The organism is Tolypothrix sp. PCC 7601, assembly GCF_025677855.1.
GTDB lineage: Bacteria > Cyanobacteriota > Cyanobacteriia > Cyanobacteriales > Nostocaceae > Aulosira > Aulosira diplosiphon.
Genome location: NZ_CP064879.1, coordinates 8,338,666 through 8,364,600, shown reverse-complemented (window position 1 = coordinate 8,364,600; position 25,935 = coordinate 8,338,666). Strand labels below are relative to the sequence as shown.

The 25,935-nt window shown below is 40.2% G+C and carries 27 protein-coding genes and 2 pseudogenes; 12 read left to right on the top strand and 17 right to left on the bottom strand.

Annotation, left to right across the window (positions count from 1 at the left end):
• Positions 1–13: 13 nt before the first annotated feature.
• The 3 genes from HG267_RS33900 to HG267_RS33890 are packed head-to-tail and all read right to left on the bottom strand — an operon-like array spanning position 14 to position 1,117.
• On the bottom strand, positions 14–457 hold the full coding sequence (locus tag HG267_RS33900) for an NUDIX hydrolase (RefSeq protein ID WP_045874091.1): 444 nt from the start codon (positions 455–457) through the stop codon (positions 14–16).
• Positions 458–491: 34 nt separating this feature from the next.
• Positions 492–890 carry a hypothetical protein gene (locus HG267_RS33895; protein ID WP_045874090.1) on the bottom strand — a complete coding sequence of 133 codons (399 nt, stop codon included), beginning with the start codon at positions 888–890 and terminating at the stop codon, positions 492–494.
• A 59-nt stretch (positions 891–949) separates the two neighbouring features.
• A complete protein-coding gene (locus HG267_RS33890; RefSeq protein WP_155539617.1) occupies positions 950–1,117 on the bottom strand; it encodes a hypothetical protein in 168 nt (55 codons plus the stop codon).
• 53 nt (positions 1,118–1,170) lie between these two features.
• On the opposite strand from HG267_RS33890, the gene folD reads away from it, so the two are divergent.
• The 3 genes from folD to HG267_RS33875 all read left to right on the top strand — a co-directional run bounded on the left by folD (position 1,171) and on the right by HG267_RS33875 (position 4,000).
• Complete coding sequence (folD, locus tag HG267_RS33885) at positions 1,171–2,064, top strand: bifunctional methylenetetrahydrofolate dehydrogenase/methenyltetrahydrofolate cyclohydrolase FolD (RefSeq protein ID WP_045874089.1); 894 nt, start codon at positions 1,171–1,173, stop codon at positions 2,062–2,064.
• Between the two features lie 115 nt (positions 2,065–2,179).
• Positions 2,180–3,109 carry a geranylgeranyl diphosphate synthase CrtE gene (gene crtE, locus HG267_RS33880; RefSeq protein ID WP_045874088.1) on the top strand — a complete coding sequence of 310 codons (930 nt, stop codon included), beginning with the start codon at positions 2,180–2,182 and terminating at the stop codon, positions 3,107–3,109.
• 420 nt (positions 3,110–3,529) lie between these two features.
• Complete coding sequence (locus HG267_RS33875; RefSeq protein WP_045874087.1) at positions 3,530–4,000, top strand: divergent PAP2 family protein; 471 nt, start codon at positions 3,530–3,532, stop codon at positions 3,998–4,000.
• 172 nt (positions 4,001–4,172) lie between these two features.
• Here HG267_RS33875 and HG267_RS33870 read toward each other — a convergent pair whose 3' ends face one another.
• The 10 genes and pseudogenes from HG267_RS33870 to HG267_RS33825 all read right to left on the bottom strand — a co-directional run bounded on the left by HG267_RS33870 (position 4,173) and on the right by HG267_RS33825 (position 14,660).
• Positions 4,173–4,808: a hypothetical protein gene (locus tag HG267_RS33870; RefSeq protein WP_045874086.1), complete on the bottom strand. Its 636-nt coding sequence runs from the start codon at positions 4,806–4,808 to the stop codon at positions 4,173–4,175.
• A gap of 209 nt (positions 4,809–5,017) precedes the next feature.
• Complete coding sequence (locus HG267_RS33865; protein WP_045874085.1) at positions 5,018–5,347, bottom strand: MgPME-cyclase complex family protein; 330 nt, start codon at positions 5,345–5,347, stop codon at positions 5,018–5,020.
• A 63-nt stretch (positions 5,348–5,410) separates the two neighbouring features.
• Positions 5,411–5,773 (bottom strand): annotated as a pseudogene (locus HG267_RS33860) (SnoaL-like polyketide cyclase); the annotation flags it as partial.
• An 86-nt stretch (positions 5,774–5,859) separates the two neighbouring features.
• Positions 5,860–7,434 (bottom strand): group II intron reverse transcriptase/maturase, encoded by a 1,575-nt coding sequence (locus HG267_RS33855; RefSeq protein WP_045874084.1) that lies wholly within the window; start codon positions 7,432–7,434, stop codon positions 5,860–5,862.
• A 603-nt stretch (positions 7,435–8,037) separates the two neighbouring features.
• A pseudogene (locus HG267_RS33850) lies at positions 8,038–8,394 on the bottom strand (SnoaL-like polyketide cyclase); the annotation flags it as partial.
• 243 nt (positions 8,395–8,637) lie between these two features.
• Positions 8,638–9,360: a pyridoxine 5'-phosphate synthase gene (locus tag HG267_RS33845; RefSeq protein WP_045874083.1), complete on the bottom strand. Its 723-nt coding sequence runs from the start codon at positions 9,358–9,360 to the stop codon at positions 8,638–8,640.
• Between the two features lie 26 nt (positions 9,361–9,386).
• Positions 9,387–9,581: a hypothetical protein gene (locus HG267_RS33840; protein WP_210403139.1), complete on the bottom strand. Its 195-nt coding sequence runs from the start codon at positions 9,579–9,581 to the stop codon at positions 9,387–9,389.
• A gap of 35 nt (positions 9,582–9,616) precedes the next feature.
• A complete protein-coding gene (locus HG267_RS33835) occupies positions 9,617–10,825 on the bottom strand; it encodes a glycosyltransferase (RefSeq protein WP_045874082.1) in 1,209 nt (402 codons plus the stop codon).
• 593 nt (positions 10,826–11,418) lie between these two features.
• Positions 11,419–12,630 (bottom strand): glycosyltransferase, encoded by a 1,212-nt coding sequence (locus HG267_RS33830; RefSeq protein ID WP_052335414.1) that lies wholly within the window; start codon positions 12,628–12,630, stop codon positions 11,419–11,421.
• 734 nt (positions 12,631–13,364) lie between these two features.
• Positions 13,365–14,660, bottom strand: a complete 1,296-nt coding sequence (locus tag HG267_RS33825; RefSeq protein WP_045874081.1) for a chloride channel protein — start codon at positions 14,658–14,660, stop codon at positions 13,365–13,367.
• 263 nt (positions 14,661–14,923) lie between these two features.
• On the opposite strand from HG267_RS33825, the gene HG267_RS33820 reads away from it, so the two are divergent.
• Complete coding sequence (locus HG267_RS33820; protein WP_045874080.1) at positions 14,924–15,142, top strand: hypothetical protein; 219 nt, start codon at positions 14,924–14,926, stop codon at positions 15,140–15,142.
• 497 nt (positions 15,143–15,639) lie between these two features.
• Here the strand turns inward: HG267_RS33820 and HG267_RS33815 are convergent, their stop codons facing one another.
• The 3 genes from HG267_RS33815 to HG267_RS33805 form a co-directional block, all read right to left on the bottom strand.
• Positions 15,640–16,446 (bottom strand): basic amino acid ABC transporter substrate-binding protein, encoded by an 807-nt coding sequence (locus HG267_RS33815; RefSeq protein WP_045874157.1) that lies wholly within the window; start codon positions 16,444–16,446, stop codon positions 15,640–15,642.
• 132 nt (positions 16,447–16,578) lie between these two features.
• Positions 16,579–17,004, bottom strand: coding sequence for a hypothetical protein (locus HG267_RS33810; RefSeq protein ID WP_045874079.1), 426 nt, complete (start codon positions 17,002–17,004; stop codon positions 16,579–16,581).
• Between the two features lie 16 nt (positions 17,005–17,020).
• Entirely contained in the window at positions 17,021–17,980 is a 960-nt protein-coding gene (locus HG267_RS33805; protein WP_081584149.1) for a hypothetical protein, read from the bottom strand.
• Positions 17,981–18,349: 369 nt separating this feature from the next.
• Between HG267_RS33805 and HG267_RS33800 the strand changes: the two genes are divergently transcribed.
• The 4 genes from HG267_RS33800 to hisC all read left to right on the top strand — a co-directional run bounded on the left by HG267_RS33800 (position 18,350) and on the right by hisC (position 22,393).
• Positions 18,350–18,658 carry a hypothetical protein gene (locus HG267_RS33800; RefSeq protein ID WP_045874078.1) on the top strand — a complete coding sequence of 103 codons (309 nt, stop codon included), beginning with the start codon at positions 18,350–18,352 and terminating at the stop codon, positions 18,656–18,658.
• A 152-nt stretch (positions 18,659–18,810) separates the two neighbouring features.
• Positions 18,811–19,248 (top strand): arsenate reductase ArsC, encoded by a 438-nt coding sequence (locus HG267_RS33795; protein WP_045874077.1) that lies wholly within the window; start codon positions 18,811–18,813, stop codon positions 19,246–19,248.
• Positions 19,249–19,265: 17 nt separating this feature from the next.
• Complete coding sequence (locus tag HG267_RS33790) at positions 19,266–21,080, top strand: PAS domain S-box protein (RefSeq protein ID WP_045874076.1); 1,815 nt, start codon at positions 19,266–19,268, stop codon at positions 21,078–21,080.
• A 245-nt stretch (positions 21,081–21,325) separates the two neighbouring features.
• Complete coding sequence (gene hisC, locus HG267_RS33785; protein ID WP_045874075.1) at positions 21,326–22,393, top strand: histidinol-phosphate transaminase; 1,068 nt, start codon at positions 21,326–21,328, stop codon at positions 22,391–22,393.
• Between the two features lie 22 nt (positions 22,394–22,415).
• Here hisC and HG267_RS33780 read toward each other — a convergent pair whose 3' ends face one another.
• A complete protein-coding gene (locus tag HG267_RS33780) occupies positions 22,416–22,610 on the bottom strand; it encodes a hypothetical protein (RefSeq protein ID WP_045874074.1) in 195 nt (64 codons plus the stop codon).
• A gap of 118 nt (positions 22,611–22,728) precedes the next feature.
• Here HG267_RS33780 and HG267_RS33775 point away from each other — a divergent pair, with 118 nt between their 5' ends.
• From HG267_RS33775 to bioU, 4 genes are all read left to right on the top strand, one after another.
• Positions 22,729–23,979 carry a hypothetical protein gene (locus HG267_RS33775; RefSeq protein ID WP_045874073.1) on the top strand — a complete coding sequence of 417 codons (1,251 nt, stop codon included), beginning with the start codon at positions 22,729–22,731 and terminating at the stop codon, positions 23,977–23,979.
• 70 nt (positions 23,980–24,049) lie between these two features.
• A complete protein-coding gene (locus HG267_RS33770; protein ID WP_309227650.1) occupies positions 24,050–24,220 on the top strand; it encodes a DUF305 domain-containing protein in 171 nt (56 codons plus the stop codon).
• A 28-nt stretch (positions 24,221–24,248) separates the two neighbouring features.
• On the top strand, positions 24,249–24,443 hold the full coding sequence (locus HG267_RS33765) for a heavy-metal-associated domain-containing protein (RefSeq protein WP_045874072.1): 195 nt from the start codon (positions 24,249–24,251) through the stop codon (positions 24,441–24,443).
• Between the two features lie 252 nt (positions 24,444–24,695).
• The gene (gene bioU / locus HG267_RS33760; protein WP_045874071.1) at positions 24,696–25,718 is read left to right on the top strand and encodes a (S)-8-amino-7-oxononanoate synthase BioU; all 1,023 of its coding nucleotides are present in this window, start codon (positions 24,696–24,698) and stop codon (positions 25,716–25,718) included.
• Positions 25,719–25,935: the final 217 nt, after the last annotated feature.

The following is a 25,935-nucleotide window of genomic DNA, read 5'->3' as shown; positions in this document are numbered from 1 at the left end:
ATGGTTGAAATCTTTACGCTTCACAATGTAGATTGCTTTCTAGAAAATCCAGCATAATTCGCTGATGCATTGGCCCTAAAGGTCTGACTTCAGCAGCAATTGTTGAGTAACAGGTACCCTGGCGAATATCTGCTGGTGTTAAAAAGCCCATGTCCCAGCCTTCATTTAACACGAGTTGATTTGAATCCACTAACAGCGGTGCATGAAAGACATGACGGATGACTTGATCATCCCAATAACAGCAAAATTCAGAGAACTTTGGGTAATCGTAGCCAATTTCTTCTAAAACTTCGCGCTTAACAGCAACATTTGGCATTTCTCCAGACTCGATATGTCCACCAAAAAGTGCCCAGTAGCCAGGATAAAGAATATTTGGGTTATTATCCCGCAGCTGCATGAGAAACTTGTTGTTTTGGTAGAGAATTGCGATCGCAACCTGTACCTGCTGATTTTCCATAAATTTTTATATAAGTTATATAATTCGTCCCAAATTAAGAATCTTCTTCTAAATAAACTTCGCCAAACTCCTTACCAGCAAGGGGTATGCTTTTATAGCGAACTTTACCTTTAATCACTATTTGGTCTCCCTTCGCTAACTTAGTTTGATTGGTAACTACCCAAATTTTGCCAGTGGAATCATCAATTTGATACGCCCAGCGTTTTGCTAGGGGTACTTGCCTTTCTACTTTACCTTGGATATAAACTGTAGCCTGGTTGTTTTGCTCTGGTTGAATCTCCCGAATTGGCGTAACGTTACTACCAATACGCAAATTACCCACACCAAAACCAGACTGTGTGACGTTACCACAACCAAAAAGTCCTACTACCAGAAAAAATAACAACCCTAATCGATAAGCAAAAATACTGGAAATCTGAGAAAATTTTGGCATTAGTTATTTGTCCTTTGTTATTTGGCATTTGTCATTTGTCATTGGTCATTTGTCATTTGTCATTTGGCTTTTACCCCCATTACCCATTCCCCATTCCCCATTCCCCATTCCAATCCCCAACCCCCAAAGATAATATGATTTTGTTGTTTGAGAGACGCTAAGGCATAAAATAACAAGACCATCATAGTCAATAGCCAAAGTTGACTGTTGACTGTTGACTTTGCCACAAACGGCTAGATGTTGGTCTTTGGACTTAAGGCGAATATAGCTGGAAATTCTTATGGAAACAAAAACTGCCAAACTTCTTGATGGTAAAACCTTAGCTGAAAAAATTCAGCACAACCTTTTAGAACGTATTGCAGAGTTACAACCAAAAATTGGTCGTCCCCCTGGTTTAGCAGTGCTGATGGTTGGTGACAATCCCGCATCAGCTGCTTATGTACGCAATAAAGAGAAAGCTTGCGCTAAAGTGGGTATTGCCTCTTTTGGTAAGCATTTTCCTACCCAAACCACTCAAGCAGAATTGGAAGATGCGATCGCAGCACTCAATCAAGATGAACAGGTAGATGGCATTCTTGTACAGTTACCCTTACCTCCACATTTAGACTCTATTCGCTTGCTGCATCAAATTGAGCCAGATAAAGACGTTGATGGATTGCACCCGGTAAACATGGGGCGATTGGTGCGCCAAGAAGCAGGTTTACGCAGCTGTACACCAGCTGGTGTGATGCGGTTGCTGCAAGAATATAAAATTTCTTTGCCAGGAAAACAAGCAGTGGTAGTGGGACGTAGTATTTTGGTAGGTAAGCCAATGGCGTTAATGCTTGTGGACGCTGATGCTACCGTTACCGTTGCCCACTCACGATCCCAAGACTTAAAAGCGATCGCCCAGAATGCCGATATTCTCATCTCAGCTGTAGGCATTCCAGGATTGATTACTGGTGAAATGGTGAAACCGGGCGCTGTTGTGGTAGATGTGGGGATAAATCGTGTCACCGATGCTAGTGGCAAAAGTCGTTTAGTCGGCGATGTCCACTGGGAATCGACAGCTGGCGTGGCGGAGTTTATCACCCCAGTTCCGGGAGGCGTTGGCCCTATGACTGTCGCTATGTTGTTGCAAAATACATTTGCTAGCTACTTAAGGCGGCACGGAATCAAGAGCGATGAATTATGAATTATGAATTATTCTTCCTAATTCTTAACTCTTAATTACTCGTGTTTTGAGATCCAAAGCCCCTTAAAATTGTGACGTATATGACAAAAATACCAAAATTTCAGGATTTTACAGAATGGTAGCAACTGATAAGTTTAAAAAGATGCCAGAGACAGCCACGTTTAACCTATCAGCGTATCTCAAAGAGCGTCAACAGCTTTGTGAAACTGCTTTGGATCAAGCGCTTCCCGTTTCCTATCCAGAGAAGATTTACGAGTCGATGCGCTATTCTCTCTTAGCTGGTGGCAAACGTGTGCGTCCTATCCTGTGCCTTGCTACCAGTGAAATGATGGGCGGCACAATCGAAATGGCAATGCCAACAGCTTGTGCGGTGGAAATGATCCACACAATGTCATTAATTCATGATGATTTGCCAGCGATGGATAATGACGATTACCGTCGGGGTAAGCTGACAAACCACAAGGTTTATGGCGAAGATATCGCGATTTTAGCTGGCGATGGTTTGTTGGCCTATGCTTTTGAATTTGTTGCGATCGCCACCCCTTTAACTGTCCCTAGAGATAGAGTATTGCAGGTAGTAGCGCGTCTTGCTCGGGCATTAGGGGCTGCTGGCTTGGTTGGGGGCCAAGTAGTGGATCTAGAATCAGAAGGTAAAACAGATACTTCCCTAGAGACTCTGAATTACATTCATAACCACAAAACAGCTGCCCTTTTGGAAGCTTGTGTTGTTTGTGGTGGTATTTTAGCGGGAGCATCTGTTGAAGATGTACAAAGACTAACTCGGTATGCTCAGAATATTGGTCTGGCATTCCAAATTGTTGATGATATTTTAGATATCACCGCTACTCAAGAACAATTAGGCAAAACTGCTGGCAAGGATTTGAAAGCGCAGAAAGTTACTTATCCCAGCCTGTGGGGAATTGAAGAATCTCGCGTTAAAGCCGAACAACTCATTGAAGCAGCATGTGCGGAATTAGACGTATTTGGAGAAAAAGCACAACCTTTAAAAGCGATCGCTCATTTTATTATCAGCCGCAATCACTAAGTCAACCCCTACGGGAATTTTACTCATTAATTCCGTAATCTCACTTAGCAGCCCGTAGGGTAATACCAATTCAAAATGCAAAATTCAGAATTGAAAAACTTAGACAGCATCTAGGTTTTGGAGTTTGAATTTGTTACCTGCTTGTAATGAATTGGTATAAATTGTCGTCAGACATCAGAACTTTGTGATTTTAATTGCCAGCTTCGCGATGATCAATTTTGGATGTGAGACTCACTGAATTGCCAATTTTCCTCCAGTCTTTATATCAAATTGGCAGAGGTACTATGTTTGAAAATTCAAGATTTTCAATCTAAAATCCAAAATTGGTATTAGCAAGTGGCTTAATGTTGTTGGGTTGCATCCAAAATGTTTTTCAAAAAATAACTGCTGCTAATATTTACTAAACATCCCCAAAATACCATGCAGGACATAGGCGACATCTTAGACAACCGGGTGCTGCTGGTTGCTCTGATAGCTTGTTTAATTGCTCAATCGATGAAGCTCGTCATCGAACTAGTTAAAAATCGCAAACTTAATGTACGTGTTTTAGTAACCACTGGCGGTATGCCTAGTGCCCATTCGGCTCTAGTTACCTCTTTAGCAACAGGTGTTGGGCAAACTCTGGGTTGGGCATCGCCTGATTTTGCTCTGGCTACCATTTTTGCCATCATTGTTATGTACGATGCAGCTGGAGTTCGCCAAGCCGCCGGTAAACAAGCGCGGATACTCAATCAAATGATTGATGAATTATTTGATGATAAACATGACTTTACCCAAGACCGCCTGAAAGAATTGCTGGGACACACACCAGTTCAAGTAATAGCTGGGTCGGCTTTGGGAATTACCATATCTTTCTTAGCTAAGTCTTTTTTATTAGCCAATATTCCATAGTTAATAGTCAATAGTTCAGCCTCCAGTAACTATTGACTCTGGACTCTTGACTCTTAATATTGCAATCCGATTGATTTCGGAGAAATGACTTTTTTTAGGGAGGGAACAAGGGACAGGAAACAGGGAACACAGAATCAAAGATAATAGTTTCCCAAGCCTTATCTAGCTACTGTCAACGCACATTTGAACGTAGTAGCGTCACCTTACGGCTATCAACCAAATAAGCAACAAAACCGCGTTCATTGAGCTTTTTCAATGTGTTATGAGCTTCTTTTTGGTTAGTAGTGTAAACTGCCAACAAGTAAGGGCGTTGTCCATAGGAAGCAAAACCTATATCACCTTCCACCACTTTTTCTACATCAGATGCCAATTCTGGGCGGTTGAAATAATCTACTAATACGGCGTAACCTTCTCCCAGCGCTTGTGGCTTAAAGGTAACATTTTGAGGTGCTTGTACATCTGCCGGTTTAGTGGTGATAATGCCAGATAAGCCGACAATATTGTTGATATATCTTGCCCATCTTTGAGCATCATCAATTTTATTAAAGCCACCTATCCTAGTAACTGTATCGCTGAGGTATTGACAGGTGGTACTTTTTAGTTCATTGGGCAAGGCATTACGCAGTTGCTTTTGATTATCTGGTGTGGGACTAACTATTAATAAAAGATATTCACCAGCATTTGGAGGTTGACAAGCAGGAAGAGTTTGTTGAGCGTTAACAGAACTCATACTATGAATCAATCCTGCGATCGCTAATACTACAGTATGTAGTAAATACGGAAATCTCTGCACAACAGCCTCACACATAAAGAAGATTTTCTTAAAAGATTTCGTCAATGTATATTTTGTTCCCTGGGGGAGGGAGTAGAGGGGGCAAGGGGAAAAAGGTAAAAGGGTAAAAGGGAGAACAAGTAATTACGCATTACCAATGCCCAATGACGGCAGTTGCTACAACGCGGGAAACCCGCGCAACGCACTGCCTCCCCCATGCCCCATGCCCCATGCCCCATAGTATATTAAGACACGGTAGCCAATGATGCTAAAGGATCGGAGATTGTTGCTGAAGGTGCTTCAAACTCGCCTACAATTACATATTCCAATCGCAGTTTCAACCAAGTAATAAATGGTTTGTCGGTAGAAATAATTGCCGCCGCAGGTTGAGGACACTTGGCTTTAATCTCAGCCATTTCTGGTGCTTCTAAAAACGCAGGTTGCTTTACTAACCAAAAATCAATTTCTTTTTCTTGTTCGTGGTAGTGACGGGTACGTTCTTTAAGTACCTCATCTAAGGGTTCTTCTTGTATTAAAAATTTTTGACTTGCCAAAACGTAATAGTAAGTTGCCATTTTGATCCTTTGGTTATTAATGATTAACTCAAGGGTACAGTTTATATACTGTACCCTTAAAAATTAACTCTTCTTGAGTTTTTTAAACCAAGAACTGAAGGGACAAGCACTTGCCTTGTTTTCACTACTTGAGAGTTTGCCGCCAGCTGTCAGCTTCTCTAAAAACAGCGTATTGTCAAAGTAGTGTTCTACAGAAATTATCCGCAAGTCATCGGTAACTTTGGCAACGCTCATGCCGATAATTTCTACTGTCTCTCCAGTTGGTGCATGGTCTTTATATGCACCTTGAAAATGTCCCCAGTGCCGCCACTTAAATGTTACGGTTGGTGGCCCAGAGTACACTTCCAAAACTTCCCAAGGAAAGCCTTGTGGAAATGTTGAGTGGAAGATTTGAGCGGATGATTCAAAGGTTTCTGCAGAAGCTTTGGTTGAGTCGATGGAGAGTATTATCTCGCGCACCTCTCTGTTAAATCTGGGCGTGCGACTTTCACCGCACCCAGCTTCCGATGTTCTCAGCTTGCGCTTTTGCTCATGTGTTTGTAATCGTGGCAACTCTCATGAATTGCTTCAAGATTATTTTTCTTCCAGTTGGCGTGATTTCCGTCGATGTGATGCAGGTGAACCCGTTCCTCATCGATGAATTTTAAGCCGCAGGATGCACATTTATGGTTTTGCTTCTTAAGAGCTTTAGAGGTTTCGCCATCATAGAGTTTACTGTTGCGTTCGCTCCAGTAGGCTGTATCTCCGTCATAGGGGGATTTTGTTCCTTTGACTATGACGTGTTTGTTTTCGGAGTAGGAAATTGCTGGGAATGCTTTGTCTAGTAATTTCTTGCTAGAGTAGCGGTTTTGCTTGGTTTCCTTGTTGAATACCTTGTAGGCTCTTGTTTCGATGTGGTACAAGGAGTTCCTGGAACCACTCATCTTGCAGAACTTATGGTAATTTCTCCAACCTCTAACTACCGGGGCTAATTTCTCAGCCTTTGTGGTAGCACCATAATTCGAGTTGTTGACGATGTGTTTTACTTTCTTATGGAACGCTTTGAAGTTGTCCACTGAAGGGATACTTCTGAGCTTTCCGTTTTTCTGGACTTTGAAGTGCCAGTCGAGGAAATCAAACCCATCTGTCGCGGCGGTAATTTTGGTTTTCTTTTGGCTTACATTCATTCCGCGTTTGCGGAGGAACTCGCTGATTCTTTCAAGTATTTCTGTCGCATCATCTTCGGGTCGGAGTATGATAACCATGTCATCCGCGTATCGGACGGATGGTTCGGTGATATCACTGGCTGAGGTTTTGTCAGTGATTCTCTGTCTTTTATTCACATGGTATCTGTGTATACTCTCAATCCCGTTGAGCGCAATGTTAGCTAGCAAAGGGCTGACCACTCCCCCTTGGGGTGTCCCTTGTTCGGGGAATTCTGGGTTGACTCCAGCCTTGAGGCATCGGAAGATACCGAGTTTTAAGCCAAAAGGGGCAATGAGTTCGTCCATTATTGCTGAGTGGTTAATCCTGTCGAAGCACTTCTCAATATCGAGTTCAATAACTCGTTTCTCTATTCCGTTGACTCTGGAGTTGAGGTTGTTAAAGATGTATTGTTGTGCATCATGGGCAGAACGCCCAGTTCTAAACCCATAACTCCTGGCGTGGAAAGTGGCTTCGTGTGCTGGTTCGAGTGCGTGTTTTGCTAGGCATTGCCAAGCCCTATCCGCGATGGTAGGTATCTTGAGCATTCTGATAGTCCCGTCCTTTTTGGGGATGGGGATTTCTCTTAGCCCTTGATGTTTCCAATTTCCACTGTTCACTCTTAGTAATTCTTCAAGGTTGAAGCGTTCCTCGAATGAGAGGGATTTCTTTCCATCAATACCAGCCGTCTTTCTACCAGCATTTAGCTGTGATACTTGTCTTATTGCAAGAAATCGAGCCGAGGTGGATTTTAGAATGAGCTTTTGGAGTAACCGCGCTTTCCGCTTGTCTCCAACTTGAACAGCTTTAAATACGCGCTTTTGAAGGCGGAAAAGATTTCGGCGGAATTTCTTCCACGGTAAGGCTTTCCAAGATTCACTAGTTTTGTAACTGTGTCTAATCATTTTCTCTTCTCTAGTTTGTATTCTCTGAACACCTCAGACCAATTACGGTCTGTCCTACCCTAACTGTGGGGATTCCTCCGCTCGTCTGGTCTACCTGAGATTCGACTGTCTCAAGACCCACAATTAGTTTTTATTCGTTCCCTCGGAGAGATTGATGAGCCACTGCGTTGCCGGGGTTTCCCCGGTTGAAGTATGTGGCGTTGTTCCGTTAGATGTAGCCAATTCAACTACTGGATTCCCTAGACTCTTGCCGCTACCCATTACATCTTCGGCGGGAATGAACTCCAGTGAGGTCAGGGATTTTGCGTTGCGCCCTGCCTTCAGTTAAGTCGCTTTTGTAGGCTCTGTTTCATCATAGGAACTCCCTGTTAGCGCCAGTGTCAACCCGCAACGGTCGTCTGATTACGCCCTGTTCCCAGCTTCACTCTACAAGAACCGAGCTTGTTCGGTGTGGGCAGATAAGGAGTCAATTCTGAGTCTGAATGGCAAGACTTTCACTTGCATCTGACCGAGAGTTCAGCCTTTGATGACAGTAATCTGCTGTCAGGCTGGTTTAGTTATGTACGGACTGATTACCGTGATTCACTAAACAACGAATCGCACGTAATGCTCTGAATCAGCCATAAATAAATTGTAAGTACCTTGGGCTGCTAAATCTGTAGCGGTATATTCTTGACCTCCATTAGTACTCACACGAAATTGGTCATTAACAACAGACAACCACTGTTGTGGGTTGGTTTTGAAAGATACCTCCATCTCAAAGCTTCTGACTAAATTTTGTACGATCGCTTCTAGAGTACCATCTAGGTGATTACGCGTACTTTCTTTAGCCAAATTCTCTTTAGAGCGAGAATAATCAGGAGGTTCTTGATAGCGCCATTCGGCACCAGTACTTCCTTCAATAACTTTATCTCGATCCTGTACCCAAAGTGGCAAACTGTTAGATTGTGTTGCGCTCATAGAAGTCTTTGCTTAAAATTGTGTCCCCAATTCTTGGATTACGCAGTTAAGACCCCTCTAAGCAATGATTGAGTAATGAGTGCTGAGTAAAGTAAAAAGTACTCACTCGTGATACACAAGGCACTTACCGCAGTGCTTGTGGCTGGTTTTTTTAACTCAGCACTCAGCACTCAGCACTCAGAACTGAAAACTCAGCACTCTTCATAGTTAACTGTTAGCTGTTAACTGTTTACTGTTCACCGTTTACAGTTCTCCTCGGATGGCTTGCTTCATCTCACGCACAGCTCTTTCTAAACCTACCAAAGCTGCTCTACTAATGATGGTGTGACCAATATTGAGTTCTTCCATCCCTGGCAGAATCGCCACAGGATAAACATTCCAGTAAGTCAGCCCATGACCAGCGTTAACTCGCAACCCTGCTTGAATTGCTTGCTCGCACCCTTTAGCTAACACGGCTAACTCGTGCTGGCGGCTTGTTTCATCAGTAGCCTCAGCATATTGCCCAGTATGCAGTTCTATAAACTTCGCTTTCACTTTAGCAGATGCTGCAATTTGTGAAGGTTCGGCATCGATAAATAAACTTACTGGAATGCTAGCACTCTGCAATTTATCAACTATCTCAACTATTTTAGCAATTTGCCCAACAATATCTAAACCACCTTCTGTAGTGACTTCTTCCCGTTTTTCTGGTACTAAAGTTACATAATCTGGTTTGATATCGAGAGCTATGCCTAGCATTTCCTCGGTAGCAGCCATTTCTAAATTTAAGTGCGTTCTCACCGTTTGCCGTAAGAGTCGCACATCTCTATCTTGTATATGCCGTCTATCTTCCCGCAGATGCACAGTAATCCCATCTGCACCCCCCAATTCTGCCAACACTGCTGCTGCTACGGGGTCAGGTTCCACCGTTCGCCGTGCTTGTCGAATAGTCGCAATGTGGTCAATGTTTACGCCGAGTGTAGACACCCCTAATTTCTCCCGATCCACAGTCTTTAGGATCTTGATTTTACAGGAAAAGTGGGAATGGGGCATTGGGCATGGGGGAGGCAGTGCGTTGCGCGGGTTTCCCGCGTTGTAGCAACTGCCGTCATTGGGCATTGGTAATGGGTAATTACGTTTTCCCCCTCATCTCCCTCATCCCCCTCATCTCCCTCATCCCCCTCATCTCCCTCATCCCCAGTCCCCAATCCCCAGTCCCCAATCCCCAGTCCCCAATCACCTACTAACGAACCAATGATGTATCAGACAGATGAATCTGATTGGCGAGATTTTTTAACTCAGCTTCTCTAGATAACATGATTTCGCTAGGCTGAACGTCTATTGCCTCAAAGATTGTTCGTAAGCGATATACCCAATCATGTCGCAGTAGGGAGTTGACAACATTTTCTTTTCTAATTCTGGTTAAGCGATCGCTCTGAGCATCTAAGTCAGTTACAATTTCACCGATGTCAGGAGAATCAAAGGGAACTTTGATAATTGCATCAGGCCAATCAAAATATTTGTAAAATTCCTCTATTTTTGGCGGTTCGCCAATCATCACTGCACCAGCAGCAGCACCTTCAAAGAAACGAGAACCAAACTCTTGGTTAACTTTTGCTGTGTTCAGTTCATTAGCGCGTGAGCGATTAGCAAAGAAATAGCGGCTTCTTTTAATTAAATTAGCTAATAAACTGCGGTGTTCTTGGTGATTGTTAACCGCAAATGTTTGTTGTTTAGCGGCATTTTTAGTTCCGGAGGCTTTGATTGTATCGTAGTAATAAAAAATTGGTTGGTGTTGTGCAAATTCTAATAGGGCTTTATGGGTTACCGATGAACGACGACCCAAATAGGAAACATCAATACTACGATAAGGTAAGAGGGGATAGGGACAGAATTTTAATGTATCAATCCCAGGTGGTAGATAGCTACAAGGGCGACCTGTAATTTTAGCAACTGCCTCTACACAATTTTTAGTACCAAGAAAAATATGGTCGAAATCCTTTAAAAACTCAAAGAAGTAGTTATTGGATGGCTTAAGATACCATTCCCAGCATTCAACTATGTAACAGACAGACTTATCGCATTTTTGCTGCCAATTTTTAAACGAATGCAGCGCAAACAGTTCAAAGGGAGAATTAAATATGGGAAAGAATAGTTCATACTCTTGCTCAAGTAAGTATGGATTATTCCCTGGAAGGAGGAACTCAGCCAATTGCTTGGAGTTAGTTAAATATTTAGCTAGCTTGTAGATTTTCCTGAAGATACCGTCGTTAGCACTCAATGGTTGAACCATATCAACAGCATCTGTATCATATAGTACATCTTCAAATTCATATAAGGTACAAAAAGCTACTAAGTTAGCAATTTCACGCATTGATACTAACAAAATGCGTGATTTTTCATTAGAAAGAGAATTAAATTTAGGTTTTATTAAATATTTATTGTTGTTCATGATATTACCCTGATTTAATAAGTGTTTTAAAGCAAGTTACTTGTCGCTAGTAAATTGTTTCTTTTTCCAATTTAAGATTATGTATTATTGAAAATTGAATTTTGAAATGTGATTTTAGACTTTCACAGGCTTTGAAGAACTTCTTATATCAAAACACGTAATCTACAGTTAGAAACTAAAGAATTATGAAATTTGAGAACCTAATAGCTCAAGAATAAATTTTAATTATATCTATACACTACTATCTAAAAATAGACAAGGAGTAAGAGGATTTCGGTAATTTAGAAAAACTTATAGGTCAATTGCTAATCTTTTGGTGAAACGCTTCTTAAAATTTAATCAAATAATGTTTGCGACACATCAATAATATTCTAGAGGGCAAGGCAATACCGTGCTTCTACTGTCGTATTCTTTTCTCAAATTGGTATGATCTCAATCATAAATTTAGATCAGCCAAATATTCTAGTAAATATAATTTGATTCAGCAAAAAGAAAATGGGAAAAGTGTGAATTTACTTTCCCCATACACAAGGCACTTAAAATGGCTTATACAAAAAAGATAATACCAATTAGCTAAAAATCATTATGAGTTTCTAACTAACTAATGATGCATCTAAAGCGTGCTGGATTTCATAAGCTAGTTTCTTTAACTTAGCTTCTCTAGCTAACATGATTTGGCTAGGTTTAACATCTATTGTTTCAAGTACTGTGCGTAAGCGATATACCCAGTCATGTCGGAGTAATGTATTGACAACATTATCTCTGCTAATTCTTGCCAAGCGATCAGGCTGTGAATCCAAATCAGAAATAATCTCGCCAATTTCTGGAGCATCAAAGGGAACTTTGATAATTGCATCAGGCCAATCAAAATGTTTGTAGAATTCCTCTGTCATTGGTGGATCGCCAATGAGGACTGCACCAGCAGCTGCTCCTTCAAAGAAGCGTGGGCCAAACTCTTGTTTATTTTTTGTCGCTTCTGCTTCGTTAATGCGTGCGCGGTTAGCAAAGAAATAACGGCTTCTCTTGTTTAAATTAGCAAACAAAATGCGGTGTTCTCGGGCATTATTCACCGCAAATGTTTGTTGTTTAGCAGCATTTTTAGTTCCGGAAGCTTTGATTGTATCGTAGTAATAAAAAATTTGTTGCTGTTGTGCATACTCTAATAGAGCTTGATGAGTTACAGGTGAACGCCGACCCAAATAGGAAACATCAATACTGCGGTGAGGTAACTGTGGATAGGGACAGAATTTTAATGTATCAATCCCAGGTGGTAGATAGCTACAAGGACGGCCTGTAATTTTAGCAACTGCTTCGACTGAATTTTTATTGCCGAGAAAAATATGGTCGAAATCTTTTAAATATTCAAGAAAATATAGACTGGATGGCTGCAGATATGTTTCCCAAAATTCATCTATATAACAAACTGCTTGGCTACATTTTTGCCGCCAATTTTTAAATGCGTGCAGTGCGAAAAGTTCAAAAGGAGAATTAAATACGGGAAAAAATAGTTCATACTCTTGTTCAAGAAAGTATGGATTAGTTCCCGGTACTAAGAAATTAGCTAATTTTTGAGAATTAGTTAAATACTTAGCTAATTTGTAGACTTTTCTAACGATGCCATCATCTGTACTCAAAGGTGTGAGCATATCAGTAGCATCGGCATCGTAGATGACATCTTCAAATTCATATAAGCTACAAAATCCTACTAACTTAGCAACTTCACGCATTGATACTATCAAAATGCGTGATTGATTACGGGAAATAGAATGTAGCTTGGGTGTCATCAAATATTTTTCTTGATTCATGTTCATACCTTAATTAAATCCAGGAATTGATAAAGTGATTTGTTCTAGCTGGCGATTGTTGCTAGAGCTATGTAGACAATTGATTTGAAATTTCAGTATTAATTATGAATTGGAGACCTGAACATAAAAAGCTGCCGATTACTATTCATTTGGAATTAGTAATCAGCATTTTGGCATTAGGGAGAAGAAAACCAATGATGTACATAGAGAAATATAGAAGCACCTAGACACCCTAAGGAGGAATCAGCTGATGACCTTTGTTACCTAAGCATAAGAGTTTCAGGGAAAATCCCCGATACTGTCATGACTAATCAATAAAACGTTTGTTTGTATTTTTATTGATTACTAATTTAGACAATTCATGATTAATACTTAAATTTTATGAAAATTTATCATGTACCAGAGAAATATCCCAGTATTTTTACGAAGGTTAATGTATTCTTAATAGATAATTTATCTAGTCTTTATAAAAAATGATTGACGTTTGGTTGGATACCCTTAAATCCCGTTAAAAAGGGGAGTCAGGGGGATCGAAACGTTACGGGGCTAAGTTATAAGACTTGTGGGTACACCGTAGCCCTGTTCTGTCACTCTCCGCGAGGGTAATCCCTAGAAACCTCATCAGGCAATCAATACAAGCTATCCTATTAGAAAAAAATCGTGTTAACCCTTGGTAGATAAAAGCTCGCTTAATTCAGAAATGGCAAATGTTTTCGGAGAGTGACAAAAGCGGGTTAATTAGCTACCTCTGTTTGATGCTTGAGTTGAGATGCAATCAAGGGAACTTTTGGAGCGAGGAAAAATCCCATTAAACTGGCAAAGAGTATTGGTGTGAAGGGACTGAAGTTAGTGAGTTTTGATAGCAACAAAGTTGTGCTAATGGGTGTGCGTGTCACGGCTGCATTAATCGCCGCCATTGTACAAATCATTGCTAAAGCAGGATGAACTCCGGGAATTAAGATGGCTACGGCTTTACCTATACAAGCGCCAGTAAAAAATAAGGGGATGATAAATCCACCCCGCCAACCGCCTGTAACTGTCATGCTGATAGCTGCCATTTTACCCAAGGCTAATATCAACAAAAACATCGCCGGAAGATTAGTATTGACGACAGATTCTAATTCTTCATGGCCAAAATAACGGGTAAGCGGTAAGACAACGGCTAAAGCGCCTAATCCTAAACCTGCTAGTGTGGTACGGAAATATATGGGGCCAGGAATACGAGAAAAAGCGCGATCGCAAAACCGAAAAATCGCTATAAAAATCCAGCCCGCAACTGCGCCTAAAATCCCAAAGGCGATCGCTAAAGCAAAATCATCTATGTTGGCTAAGTTATATTGGGGAAAATTCCAGGTAGGTGCAATTCCTAAATGTGTAATTGCAGCAAATACCAAGTAGCTAGCGCAACTCGCAACAATCGCTGGCATCAAAGCTTCGTAATATTCCACAATATGCTGATGATGCAAAATCTCTAAAGCGAACATTGCACCACCCAAAGGAGAACCAAACAAAGCAGTAAAACCAGCCGCCATCGCTGCTAAACTCATGGATCTCAAATCTTCTCCTTGGAGTTTAAGGCGATCGGCTACCCACGTACCAAAAGAACCAGTTACTTGCACTAGAGGCGCTTCTGGCCCAGCACTACCACCAGCTGAGATACTAACTAGGGAAGCAAGAATCATTGAGGGATTTTTGCGAGTATCCAGCCTTCCGCCGCGAAAGTGGATATTATCGACAATCAACGCGATTTCGCCTGGATTTCCCAAAAAATGAATCACCAAGCCCACTAATAAACCGCATAGTGGCATTACTAGCAGCAGACTCAAACCCTCAAAGCGTTGGAGTTTGTGAATAATTAGTTCTAGAACATTCCAATACAAACCAGCAAATATACCACTCGCAGTCCCCACAGCAGCCCAACATAGAACCCACCTAGAAATCATGAGTGGATTGCGCCTTGCCAAGCCAAAAAGTTGCGACAATGTCCAACGTTGAGTTTTATTCCCCCCTGGGGGCTTATTTGGTAGCACTGCTGAATTTCCTGTTTTGAAACGAAATATACAGAACCTTTACGTCTTCTATAGTAAAGGTTATTGGCTGCGCTCAATCATTGCTAATCCTAAACTGTAGACTAAGCACCAGTTATCATCATGGGTTTTACTCTTGTACAGACGCGATTAATCGCGTCTGTACAACTCAGCACTTTCCAGCTAATAATAATTTAAGCCTCCAGATAGTGTGTGCTTAGTAACTAGAAAATCTAAGCTTGGCGTATAAATTTGGGGAAATATTCATGAATAAAGAAACTGTTCCTAGCCAAGCCGAAAAGATGAATCCGGAGGCAGATGCATCAGAATTAAGTCCAGAGGTACTGGATAAAATTAAGCACCCAGCAAAAATGGATGATGTGATTCGAGAACAATCAGCAGAAGAACGTAGATCTAACCCTGCTTTAGTACCAGAAATGCTGGATGAACCAACTGATGAAATGATTGGATTTACTAAAGAATAGACAAATAAATTCTTTGTAGGGGCACGGCATCCACAATCTTGTGGTATGTCAAATTATCTTACTGGTGCCGTGCCCTACTACTTATACCAATTCAAATCATGTTTGCGACACATCAATATATGTATGCTAGAAGGCACGGCAATGCCCATACGTGTCAACTTAAGCTAAAAGCGATATAGGGCGGGCGTTGTACAAATACCTCGCGCCCTCATCCCCTAACCCCTTCTCCCCGAGGAGAAGGGGAACTAAATCTCTTGCTCCCTTCTCCCTGTGGGAGAGGGGCTGGGGGTGAGGGCGAAACCTTGCAACCAAGAGGGTTTCACGTTAAGTTGACACCAATGGGCAATGCCGTGTCCCTACAATCTGTCGTATTCTTTTTTCAAATTGGTATTACATACCCATCTCATATTTGATTTTTGAATTTGATATATGATGCGTTAGCGATAGCGTAACGCATCCTACATATAAATATATTTTGTTAAATTTTAATCGGATTACTATACTTTTTCTGGTAATTGTGGCGGCTTGATATTAAACCATTTTTGATAAATTTGTTGATAAGTGCCATTGGATAACAAAATACCTATACCTTGATTAATTGTTGCCAAATAAGGAGAATCTTTAGGTGTAGCGATTCCGTAGAATTCTTCTGTGAGTAAATTGGTAACCACTTTAATACCTTTGAGATTACCATTTTTAATTGCGTATAAAGTAGCAAAGGCATCGCCAACTACCGCATCAACATTACCATTAAGTAAATCTTGAAAGAAATCAGGGCCGGAGTTGTATGTACTAATTTTGGCATTGGGGATTGTTTTAGCAAAATCTGCACCCGTTGAACCAATTTGTACGCCTATCTTTTTACCTTTGAGGCTATCTAAATCTTTGATATCTTGCTTGTTTTCTCGAACTGCGATCGCAAGTCCAGCTTTAAAATAAGGTCGGGAAAAGTCAATGGTTTTCAAGCGTTCCGCAGTAATTGTAATACCGTTAATAGCTGCATCTACTCTTTTGGCTTGCAAAGTAGATATCATCCCGTCAAACGGGAGGCTTTCCCATTGAACTTGTAAACCGACTACCTGTGCGATCGCATTCATCAAATCAATGTCAAACCCTTCTAAATACCCATTGGCATTTTTCATCTCAAAGGGTACAAATGTAGGGTCTGTAGCCACTTTCAGAGTTGTTAATTCTAACTTCGGGCTTGTGGTGCTTGTAGGTTGCAATCCATTACAAGCAATTATGAGTAACAAGCAACTTAAGCCCAAAATTAGTTTACGCCATGTCCTGTTCAGTAATTTCACTTGCAATCAAATGCTCAGGGCGCAGAGTTTATCTTGATTATGAGTTAAATATGATTTTTATTCTTACATATTGAAATATGCATTGCAAGAATTGAGATGCATAATTTAACCAAACATAATATTTTATGTTCACTACATAAACAATTTCCGCATAAAGCGAAGTACATAAACAATATATTCTACCTGCGATTGAGTTTGAGAATTTGACTTAATTTCCTGCAATATTTTTTGCATTTCCGCTAAATTAGCAGGATTAATCCCGATAATTGTGGCTCTAATAATTGCGGCTCTCACACTGTTGAGTGTGTCTTTACATTCTCGCACTGCTTCTCTTAACTTATTAACTTGTTGCCAATTTTTTTCTTCTTGAGCATTGAGCAGTGCAAACTGAAGCTGCGGCAGAATATTTTGTAAATCTTGTTCTAGGTTATCTAGATTTGACACATCTATATAATTGTTAGGAACGGCTTTTAATTGCAGAATTATATCTCGTAATTTTTCTAAAATATCATTACTTTCTGTAATTACAGAATCATCAAAATTGTCTAGATTTTTCATATCTGATTAATTCTTATTAATTTTGACATAATTGAGATTTTAAAGGTTGCGAACGTAAATTATTTTGAGATACTTCTTGGAAAAACCCTTGCAAAGTTTTATCTGCGTTGATCGATTGTTCGATACTATTAATTCTCGATAAAATTGAACTGTAGTCTCTACCAGTAACGGTGTTAGCTACTCCAACAATTTTAGTAATTCGAGTTGCGATCGCTTCAAAACTCAAAGAAGGGTATTCATCAATCAGTTTTGAGAGTTTTCTACCTGTATCAGCTGCTATTAACAGCCTAGATATGGATTCATTTAGTATTTGCTGTTCGGCAGCATTTACTTTTAACCACGCATCTATTTGTTCAGCAACTTGACGCTTAATTTCTTCTGGGCCGATTTGGGAATATGTATTAGGATTATTATACTTTCTCTGAAGCTGTTGTAGTTTCAAACCAATTAGTACCCGTTGCGGATTGTTTGGTTTTGGTGGCTTCTGCTGAATTTGTTTAGCTAAAAGCAGCATTTTGACTGTTAAACATCGCGCTGGTTGGGCAGTTTGAGCTACTATTTTGACACTACCATAGTCGATTGTTTCTAAATTGTTAAAAATCTCTATAGCGGTGTCATATTCTGACTGCAAAGCATCAAGTTCTCGCTCCAAATCTGAAGGCTGATTATTTGATTGATTTTCTCCCGTAATAATTTTATCTACTTCCCTCGGATCGCCAAAATTAATTCTGCGATCGCTAAGTAATTGCTCAACTACAAAATCACGAGAAATCTCAGGTTCTAGAGGTAAGTCATTCAGTTGGTAGATTTTTTTTACTGATGCGATCGCCTCAACCGCCTGATTACGAAAAGTCTCTGCAGTTAATCGCAACATAGTTCTTTTTTCTGGCGTACAACTGCTAAGAGTAGTACTCAGAGTCAAAGCTATGATGAAAATTTTGGCTAAAGATGATTTGTGACTGATTTTGTCTTTCATATTGATATAGTAGGATGCGTTATTAACGCATCCCCCAAGCTTTTGATAAATATAAATTTTTGTATGACTTTAGTCATGGGTAGATTCGTGACTTTTGTCTGAATCATTTTTGATAAAAACCAGCTTTAATAATAACTTGAATCTACCACTTGAGATGGAAACAGTTACTACGGAGCAGATCAGGAAGAGTAGTAACTATCAATTTGCCTCTGAAAGCTTAAGGTGTACTCTACTCGATTCATAGCTAACATCAAGGCAACAGATAAGTCAACAGCAATTAGTGTTCATGTTCCTTATGTTCTTAGAAGCTACTCATTAGTGGCTTCTTTTTCTTCCATTAACTTTACATTTCATTCAAGGATTTTCTTTATGAAAAGGATTCTTGCATCCGGTGTATTAGGTGTTGTGCTAGCTTCAAGTGTGTTAGCAAAACCAGCTTCGGCTCAAATTCAAGTAATTCTTGGAGGTAATGAACGACATGACTGGCGAGAACAGCAATTAGAACGCGATCGCCAGCATAGACTAGAACTCGAACGCGAACGTCAACGCAAACTAGAAATTGAACGCGATCGCCAGCATAGACTAGAACTTGAACGCGAACGTCAACGCAGGCTAGAAATTGAACGCGAACGTCAACGTCGCTTTGAAGAACAACGCCGACACCGCGATCGCTTCTAAAAATTGTTCATATAGAATTTCAAAAATCACAACAAGGGAGGCTAAAAACCTCCCTTTTTCTGAATATTTATCGGTTTGTGTATTTTCCCTGACGGCAAAATCAAGTATGTAAAGTTAAGATTTAGAGTAATATTTATTGCTGAATATAGAAGATGGATTTACCACTTCTCTTAATTCTTTGTACTGGTAATTCTTGTCGTAGCCAAATAGCTGAAGGGGTATTGAAAGAGTTAGCTGATGATTTATTCACAACTCAAAGTGCAGGAATGAACCCAGCTAAAGAAGTACATCCTTTGGCTATAAAAGTAATGCAAGAAATAGGAATAGATATTTCTCAAAATTATTGTAAGCATATCAATCTTTTTCTTGACCAAAAAATTGATACTGTCATTACAGTTTGCGATCATGCAGACCAAAGTTGTCCTACTTTACTATCATCTATTAAACGTCATCACTTTAGCTTTCCTGACCCAGCAGAAGCCACAGGTACAGAAATAGAAAAACTGCAAATATTTCGTCAGGTGCGCGACGATATTAGTAAGCTGTTTTTGGCATACGTAGCAGGAAGACGTGATGCTTTTTCAGCATAGTTACAGGAGTTATGGGAATGTTAATTGATTCACAAAATTTACCCTTAACTATGTTTAATGCCTTAGCTAGCCGCAACGATTTATTTATGGCATTAACAGATAGATCTGGACGTATAGAGTGGGTCAATGAAGCATTAGTGCAACGGGCAGAAATACCAGCAAAAATTTTAATAGGAAAAAAGTTTTTCTCTGTACTGGCTGCTCATGAAAAAACTAATATACAACAAGCTTATATCCGCGAACAATTACTAAAAGGCGAAAGCTTTAAATTTGAGTTTTCTTATATATCAAATAATCAGCAAGAACATTGGCTATTTGTAGATGGTCAGGCTATTTCTAATGCCGAAGGTATCACTACTAACTATGCTGTGATCGCCAATGATATTACACTACGTAAGCTGACAGAAAAAGACTTAGAGCAAACTCGCCAACGTCTCAAGCGACTGGTAGAAAATGTTAAATTAGTACCTTGGGAAGCAGAGGCTAGCACTCATAAATTTACTTATGTAGGGCCACAAGCAATTGATTTATTTGGTTATGAATTGGCGGAATGGTATCAACCACAATTCTGGCGATCGCATATTCATCCTGAAGATTTACCCCATGTGTTAGAACATCAGCAAGTTGCTGCACTCCAACAAGATGACTACATAGTTGAGTATCGGTTTTTAGCTGCTGATGGTAACTGGATTTGGGTCAAAGATATTGTCAATATTGTGCGTTCTCAAGGAGAAGTCACACAACTAATCGGTTTTATTATAGATATTAATCAACCCAAACAAACAGAACTTTCATTACAAGAAGCCTTAAGTAAATTAGCACAAGTAAATCAAGAATTAGAACATCGTGTACAGCGACGTACAACTGATTTAATTCAAGAAAAAGAAAAACTCCAACAAACTCTACAGCAACTACAGCAAGCTCAAGCGCAACTCATTCATCGAGAAAAAATGTCTAGCTTGGGTCAACTGGTAGCTGGGATTGCTCATGAAATTAATAATCCTATTAATTTTATCTATGGTAATCTGAATCCTGCTACAAAATATGTTGAAGATATACTCTATATATTGCAATTATATCAACAGCAATATCCTCAAGCTGATACGACACTACAAGCGACAATAGAAGAGGCCGATCTCGATTTTATTATAGAAGATTTACCCAACCTATTAAATTCTATGAAACTGGGTGCTAACCGCATTCGGGAAATAGTACTATCTCTGCGAAATTTTTCTCGCCTTGATGAAGCGGAAATCAAACGGGTAAATATTCATGATGGCTTGGATAGTACTTTAATGATTTTGCAAAACCGTCTTAAAGCTAAAACTGGTTGTCCCCAAATTCAAGTCATCAAAGAATATGGCCAATTACCGCTACTAGAGTGCTATGCAGGACAACTCAACCAAGTATTTATGAACATTATTGTTAATGCTATAGACTCCTTAGAAGAGTACGATCGCCAGCGTTCGCCTCAAGAAATGTTAGAAAATCCCAGCCAAATCAAAATTTGCACAGAATTAAACAAAGGTGACCCTACTATTGAAGGTAGAGAGGAATTTTATCATAAACCCTACAATATCCAGTCTGCACCAGCAGTTGTAATTCGGATTATAGACAATGGCCCTGGTATTAGCGAAGCTGTTCGCCAACGTTTGTTTGACCCCTTCTTTACCACCAAAGGTATTGGTAAAGGTACAGGATTAGGCTTATCTATTAGTTATCAAATTGTCGTTGAAAAGCATCAAGGACAACTGGAATGTCATTCTACTCCTGGTTATACAGAATTTGCGATCGTGATTCCCCAAGAAAGAATTAAAACAAACTATGCATGACCTTTGAAAAATGCATAATTTCTGTATAGTAAAATCTACAATGGAAACAATACGCCACACTCATCATTGTATTGTCTACCTCTTGTTCACCAAAAAACGATATCTTTAGGAATTGTAGGTGGGAATTAATCTTGGAATTTTTAGATGATAAATTCGGATGCGAGATTTAGACAATCCAAAATCCAAAATCCAAAATCTAAAATCTAAAATTACTTAACCGCCTGTTTTTCTAAGATACCTAGGCTATGACAAAATATTTCCGTTCCAATGTAGATGCAATGGCTAGCTATGTCCCTGGCGAACAGCCACCACGGGGGACAAAAATTATTAAACTCAACAGCAACGAAAACCCTTATCCACCCTCACCAGCAGCATTAGAAGTACTGCGGAATATTGATGGTGAATGGTTGCGGCGCTATCCTGAACCATTTGGGGGAGAGTTTCGCCAAGCTGCTAGTAAAGTTTTAGGCGTTCCTAGCGATTGGATTATCGTTGGTAATGGTAGTGATGAAATTTTAAGCATCATCATTCGTGCTTGTACTGAACCAGGACGTAAGGTAGTTTATCCGATGCCAACTTATGTGTTATATCGCACATTAGTTGAGATGCAAGCAGCAGATATTTTAGAAATTTCTTATCCAGAAGATTATAGTTTGCCTTTAAAAGAATTAATTGCGGCTGATGGTTCAGTCACATTTATTGCATCTCCTAATAGTCCATCAGGTCATGTAGTTCCAAATGAAGATCTGCGAAAATTAGCCAGTCAATTATCTGGGATTTTAGTAATTGATGAAGCTTATGTAGATTTTACAGAATCAACTGCTTTAGATTTAGTCCATGAATACGAAAATGTCATAATTATCCGCACACTTTCTAAAGGGTATTCTTTAGCAGGATTGCGTTTAGGTTTTGGCATAGCAAATCCTAAGTTATTAGATGGATTATTTAAAGTCAAAGATAGCTATAATATTGATGCGATCGCCTGTGCTGTAGCGACAGCCGCTATCACCGATCAAGCCTATAAAAACGCTTGTGTCGCCAAAATTAAAGCATCACGAAATCAGCTAGCATCAGACTTGAAAAAATTAGGTTTTCTAGTTTGGGATTCCCAAACAAATTTTTTACTAGTCCAGCCTCCCCAAGGAAATGCAGAATACCTCTATCAAAAACTCAAGGAACAGAAAATTTTAATCCGTTACTTCAAACAACCAAGATTGGATGATAAATTACGCATCACTATTGGTACTGATGAACAAAATCAAACTTTAGTGCAAGCATTGACTAATTTGCTGGATAGTAAACATAAAGAATAGCGTGATTAGCGATCGCACAATATCACGCAGGTTGATTATCATCAGTTTGAGCCTGTAATTGTTCAACTTGCTCAACCGTTAAACCAGTAACGCGAGCAATTAATGCGATCGCCATTCCCTCATTGAGCATATTTTTGGCAATCTCCTGCGCTTTTTGCTCAATACCCTGTTCTAGTCCTTCTTGTAAAATATCTTGATAAATTACAGATTCGCGCATAATATCACTCCGCAAAGTCTGCAATTATATCAATAGTATCGTGCGTTCTTAACTTAGGAACGAATTACTTAATTTTTTACTCTTAACCATATAGCTTTCAACTGTTCACTATTAACTCATGACTCCAGTAGATATTCTCATTCTCTCCAATGGCCCAGGGGAAGTAACAACTTGGGTACGTCCAGTAGTGAAAGCATTGCGGGAACAACTGGGTAACGATCGCTCTACTGTGAGGATTTCTGTAATTTTATCTCCCTGTCCTAATGCTAGTGGTAAAGAAACTGCGATCGCTCTTTCTTACCCAGAAGTTGATAGAGTTCAGGGAGCAGAGCATTTCTGGCAATTTTTACTCTGGGGAAAAACTGTTGATAATTGGGATTGGAGAAGTCGCGGAGTTGTAGTTTTTCTGGGTGGCGATCAAATTTTTCCGGTTGTCATCGGTAAAAAACTTGGTTACAAGACAGTAATTTACGCTGAATGGGATGCTCGTTGGTACAGCTTGATTGATAGCTTTGGGGTAATGACACCGAAAGTTGCTGGACGTATTCCTCAGAAATATGCTCACAAATTTACTGTTGTGGGTGATTTGATGTTAGAAGCGCAGAGTTCACTTCACACTCAAGACTCAGGAGTCAGTACTGAAATCATTGGTTTATTACCGGGGTCAAAAGCTGCAAAGTTAGCGCAGGGAGTACCATTAACATTAGCGATCGCAGAATACATCCACGCTCAAAGGCCCCAAACTAAGTTTGTCATTCCCGTAGCACCCACTTTAGATTTACAAACTTTAGCTAGCTTTGCTGATGCTCAAAAAAATCCTTTTGTAAAAACCTTTGGCTTCTCTGGTGCTTCCTTAATTGTTCCAGAAGACAGCCAACATCATCCCGTACTCAAAACCGCTAACGGCTTAACTATAGAACTTTCACAAGAAACGCCAGCCTATAAATTATTATCTCAATGTCGTATTTGTTTAACTACTGTAGGCGCAAATACAGCTGAACTTGGTGCTTTAGCTGTGCCGATGATTGTTTTACTCCCCACCCAACAGCTTGATGCGATGCGTTCTTGGGATGGTTTACCAGGCTTGCTAGCTAATTTACCAGGATTGGGTTCGACCTTTGCCAAAGTCATCAACTGGCTATTTCTGAGACGCAAAGGTTTGTTAGCCTGGCCGAATATTTGGGCACAGTCAGAGATAGTACCTGAACTCGTGGGACATCTCCAAGCGCCGGAAATCGGAGAAATGGTCTTAGATTTATTGATTCATCCTGAAAAATTAAAGGAAATGCAACTCAAGCTACGGAATGTCCGGGGTGAAGCCGGCGCAGCGCAAAAATTAGCCAATTTGGTAACAGCAGCAAGTAAATAAATATTAACTTTTCCAAGAATGCTTTTAATCTAGCTAGACTCTCCACCTGACTAGAGAGTTTAGGATAAGTATGGAATTTATCCGGCAAATGATTCCTCACCATGAATCATCTGTAATGATGGCACAGATGGTTGGCGATCGCGCTAACCATACACAAATTCTTGACCTCGCTCAAGCTATCATCAAATCGCAAACTGCTGAAATTCAACAGATGCAGCAATGGTATCAAGCTTGGTCTTGATTAATTTTTTCTTCAACATTTGAAACTTATGACACTTCAACTCACAATTCCCAACATGGCTTGTTCGGCTTGTGCAAACAATATTACCAATGCACTTAAAGTAGTCGATGCCAATGCAAATATTCAAGCAGATCCTCAAACTAAGCTTGTCACTATAGATACTCAAGCTTCAGAAACAGTAATTAAAGAAGTATTAGCTGCTGCTGGCTATCCAGCTAGCTGATTCTTCGGAAATACTGACATCAACTAATTCAGGGGAAAGGTTAAAGGTTTTGTCTTTACCTTTTCCCATTCCCCTTTTTCCCCTTAACCAAAAAGTACTTACCAAGAAATTTTAGTAAAAAACAATTTTAGGAATGGTAGAACCCCGGATAATGAATGATAATTAACCTCTATAGCTAAAAGCCATCAGCCACAGGCCACAAGCTGAAATGCTGAAGGATAAAGGCTGTCGATTCAACTCTACAAATTGACTATGAATCCAGAACAAGTCAAAAGTTCTCTAAATATTTCACCAGCGATACGCGTAGGAGTACTGGGTTTCGGTGGACTCGGACAAGCAGCCGCCAAGGTACTGGCTGGTAAACGGGAAATGATTTTAGTCGCAGCAGCAGATCAAAAGGGTTACGCCTATGCTGCTGAGGGTTTAAAAACAGATGCTTGCATTAAAACCTACCAAGCTCAGGGTTCTTTAGGTTATTTAGAGCCTGTAGGCACTTTAACAAACAATAGTATTCAAGATTTAATCGCCAGCGCTCAACCTGTAGATGGTTATTTTCTAGCTTTACCCAACCTACCCAATGATTTTATTCCCTCAGTAGCCAAAGAATTTATTCAATCTGGCTGGCGGGGTGTATTGGTGGATGCAATTAAGCGTACCACTGCCGTAGAACAACTGCTATCCATGAAAGCAGAACTGGAAGCTGCGGGAATTACTTATATGACAGGGTGCGGTGCAACACCAGGACTATTAACAGCCGCCGCCGCTTTAGCCGCCCAAAGCTATGCCGAAATTCACAAAGTGGAAATTACCTTTGGTGTGGGAATTGCCAACTGGGAAGCTTATCGCGCCACCGTTCGCGAAGATATTGGTCATATGCCTGGTTATACAGTAGAAACAGCCAGAATGATGACCGATGCTGAAGTAGAAGCCTTACTAGATAAAACCAATGGCGTGCTAACTTTAGAGAATATGGAACACGCCGATGATGTAATGTTAGAGTTTGCTGGCATAGTAGGGCGCGATCGCGTTACTGTTGGGGGTGTAGTCGATACACGTAATCCCAAAAAGCCCCTCAGCACCAACGTTAAAGTTACAGGGCGTACTTTTGAAGGTAAAATTTCTACCCATACCTTTACCCTAGGGGATGAAACCAGCATGGCAGCCAACGTCTGCGGCCCAGCTTTTGGCTATCTCAAAGCAGGTAAACAATTGCATCAACGTGGCATCTATGGTATCTTTACCGCCGCAGAAATTATGCCTCAATTTGTGAAGTAATGGGATTTGTTTGTGATTTCTCGGTTTTAATCTAATCACTCCTAAACATCTCTAGAAATAATCTAGGGGCGAACAGCTGTTCGCCCCTAGAAAAGATTTTTTGCAAGGCACTCCCAATGAAAAAAATTTCATCGCCAAGCATAAAAATCTGCCTCCCCAATGTCCCATGCCCCATGCCCATTTTCCATACAGAATTAATTTTCACTAATCTCTAGTT

What these genes read in the sequence shown, in the direction of transcription:
- HG267_RS33800 (WP_045874078.1), top strand. Translation starts at nt 18,350, where the DNA reads ATGAAAAGGATTCTTGCATCCGGTGTATTAGGTGTTGTGCTAGCTTCA.
- HG267_RS33865 (WP_045874085.1), bottom strand. Translation starts at nt 5,347, where the DNA reads ATGGCAACTTACTATTACGTTTTGGCAAGTCAAAAATTTTTAATACAA.
- bioU (WP_045874071.1), top strand. Translation starts at nt 24,696, where the DNA reads ATGAATCCAGAACAAGTCAAAAGTTCTCTAAATATTTCACCAGCGATA.
- HG267_RS33765 (WP_045874072.1), top strand. Translation starts at nt 24,249, where the DNA reads ATGACACTTCAACTCACAATTCCCAACATGGCTTGTTCGGCTTGTGCA.
- HG267_RS33780 (WP_045874074.1), bottom strand. Translation starts at nt 22,610, where the DNA reads ATGCGCGAATCTGTAATTTATCAAGATATTTTACAAGAAGGACTAGAA.
- HG267_RS33820 (WP_045874080.1), top strand. Translation starts at nt 14,924, where the DNA reads ATGAATAAAGAAACTGTTCCTAGCCAAGCCGAAAAGATGAATCCGGAG.
- HG267_RS33830 (WP_052335414.1), bottom strand. Translation starts at nt 12,630, where the DNA reads ATGAATCAAGAAAAATATTTGATGACACCCAAGCTACATTCTATTTCC.
- folD (WP_045874089.1), top strand. Translation starts at nt 1,171, where the DNA reads ATGGAAACAAAAACTGCCAAACTTCTTGATGGTAAAACCTTAGCTGAA.
- HG267_RS33875 (WP_045874087.1), top strand. Translation starts at nt 3,530, where the DNA reads ATGCAGGACATAGGCGACATCTTAGACAACCGGGTGCTGCTGGTTGCT.
- HG267_RS33770 (WP_309227650.1), top strand. Translation starts at nt 24,050, where the DNA reads ATGGAATTTATCCGGCAAATGATTCCTCACCATGAATCATCTGTAATG.
- HG267_RS33900 (WP_045874091.1), bottom strand. Translation starts at nt 457, where the DNA reads ATGGAAAATCAGCAGGTACAGGTTGCGATCGCAATTCTCTACCAAAAC.
- HG267_RS33870 (WP_045874086.1), bottom strand. Translation starts at nt 4,808, where the DNA reads ATGTGTGAGGCTGTTGTGCAGAGATTTCCGTATTTACTACATACTGTA.
- HG267_RS33810 (WP_045874079.1), bottom strand. Translation starts at nt 17,004, where the DNA reads ATGAAAAATCTAGACAATTTTGATGATTCTGTAATTACAGAAAGTAAT.
- HG267_RS33805 (WP_081584149.1), bottom strand. Translation starts at nt 17,980, where the DNA reads ATGAAAGACAAAATCAGTCACAAATCATCTTTAGCCAAAATTTTCATC.
- HG267_RS33795 (WP_045874077.1), top strand. Translation starts at nt 18,811, where the DNA reads ATGGATTTACCACTTCTCTTAATTCTTTGTACTGGTAATTCTTGTCGT.
- HG267_RS33855 (WP_045874084.1), bottom strand. Translation starts at nt 7,434, where the DNA reads ATGATTAGACACAGTTACAAAACTAGTGAATCTTGGAAAGCCTTACCG.
- HG267_RS33835 (WP_045874082.1), bottom strand. Translation starts at nt 10,825, where the DNA reads ATGAACAACAATAAATATTTAATAAAACCTAAATTTAATTCTCTTTCT.
- crtE (WP_045874088.1), top strand. Translation starts at nt 2,180, where the DNA reads ATGGTAGCAACTGATAAGTTTAAAAAGATGCCAGAGACAGCCACGTTT.
- HG267_RS33775 (WP_045874073.1), top strand. Translation starts at nt 22,729, where the DNA reads ATGACTCCAGTAGATATTCTCATTCTCTCCAATGGCCCAGGGGAAGTA.
- HG267_RS33790 (WP_045874076.1), top strand. Translation starts at nt 19,266, where the DNA reads ATGTTAATTGATTCACAAAATTTACCCTTAACTATGTTTAATGCCTTA.
- HG267_RS33895 (WP_045874090.1), bottom strand. Translation starts at nt 890, where the DNA reads ATGCCAAAATTTTCTCAGATTTCCAGTATTTTTGCTTATCGATTAGGG.
- hisC (WP_045874075.1), top strand. Translation starts at nt 21,326, where the DNA reads ATGACAAAATATTTCCGTTCCAATGTAGATGCAATGGCTAGCTATGTC.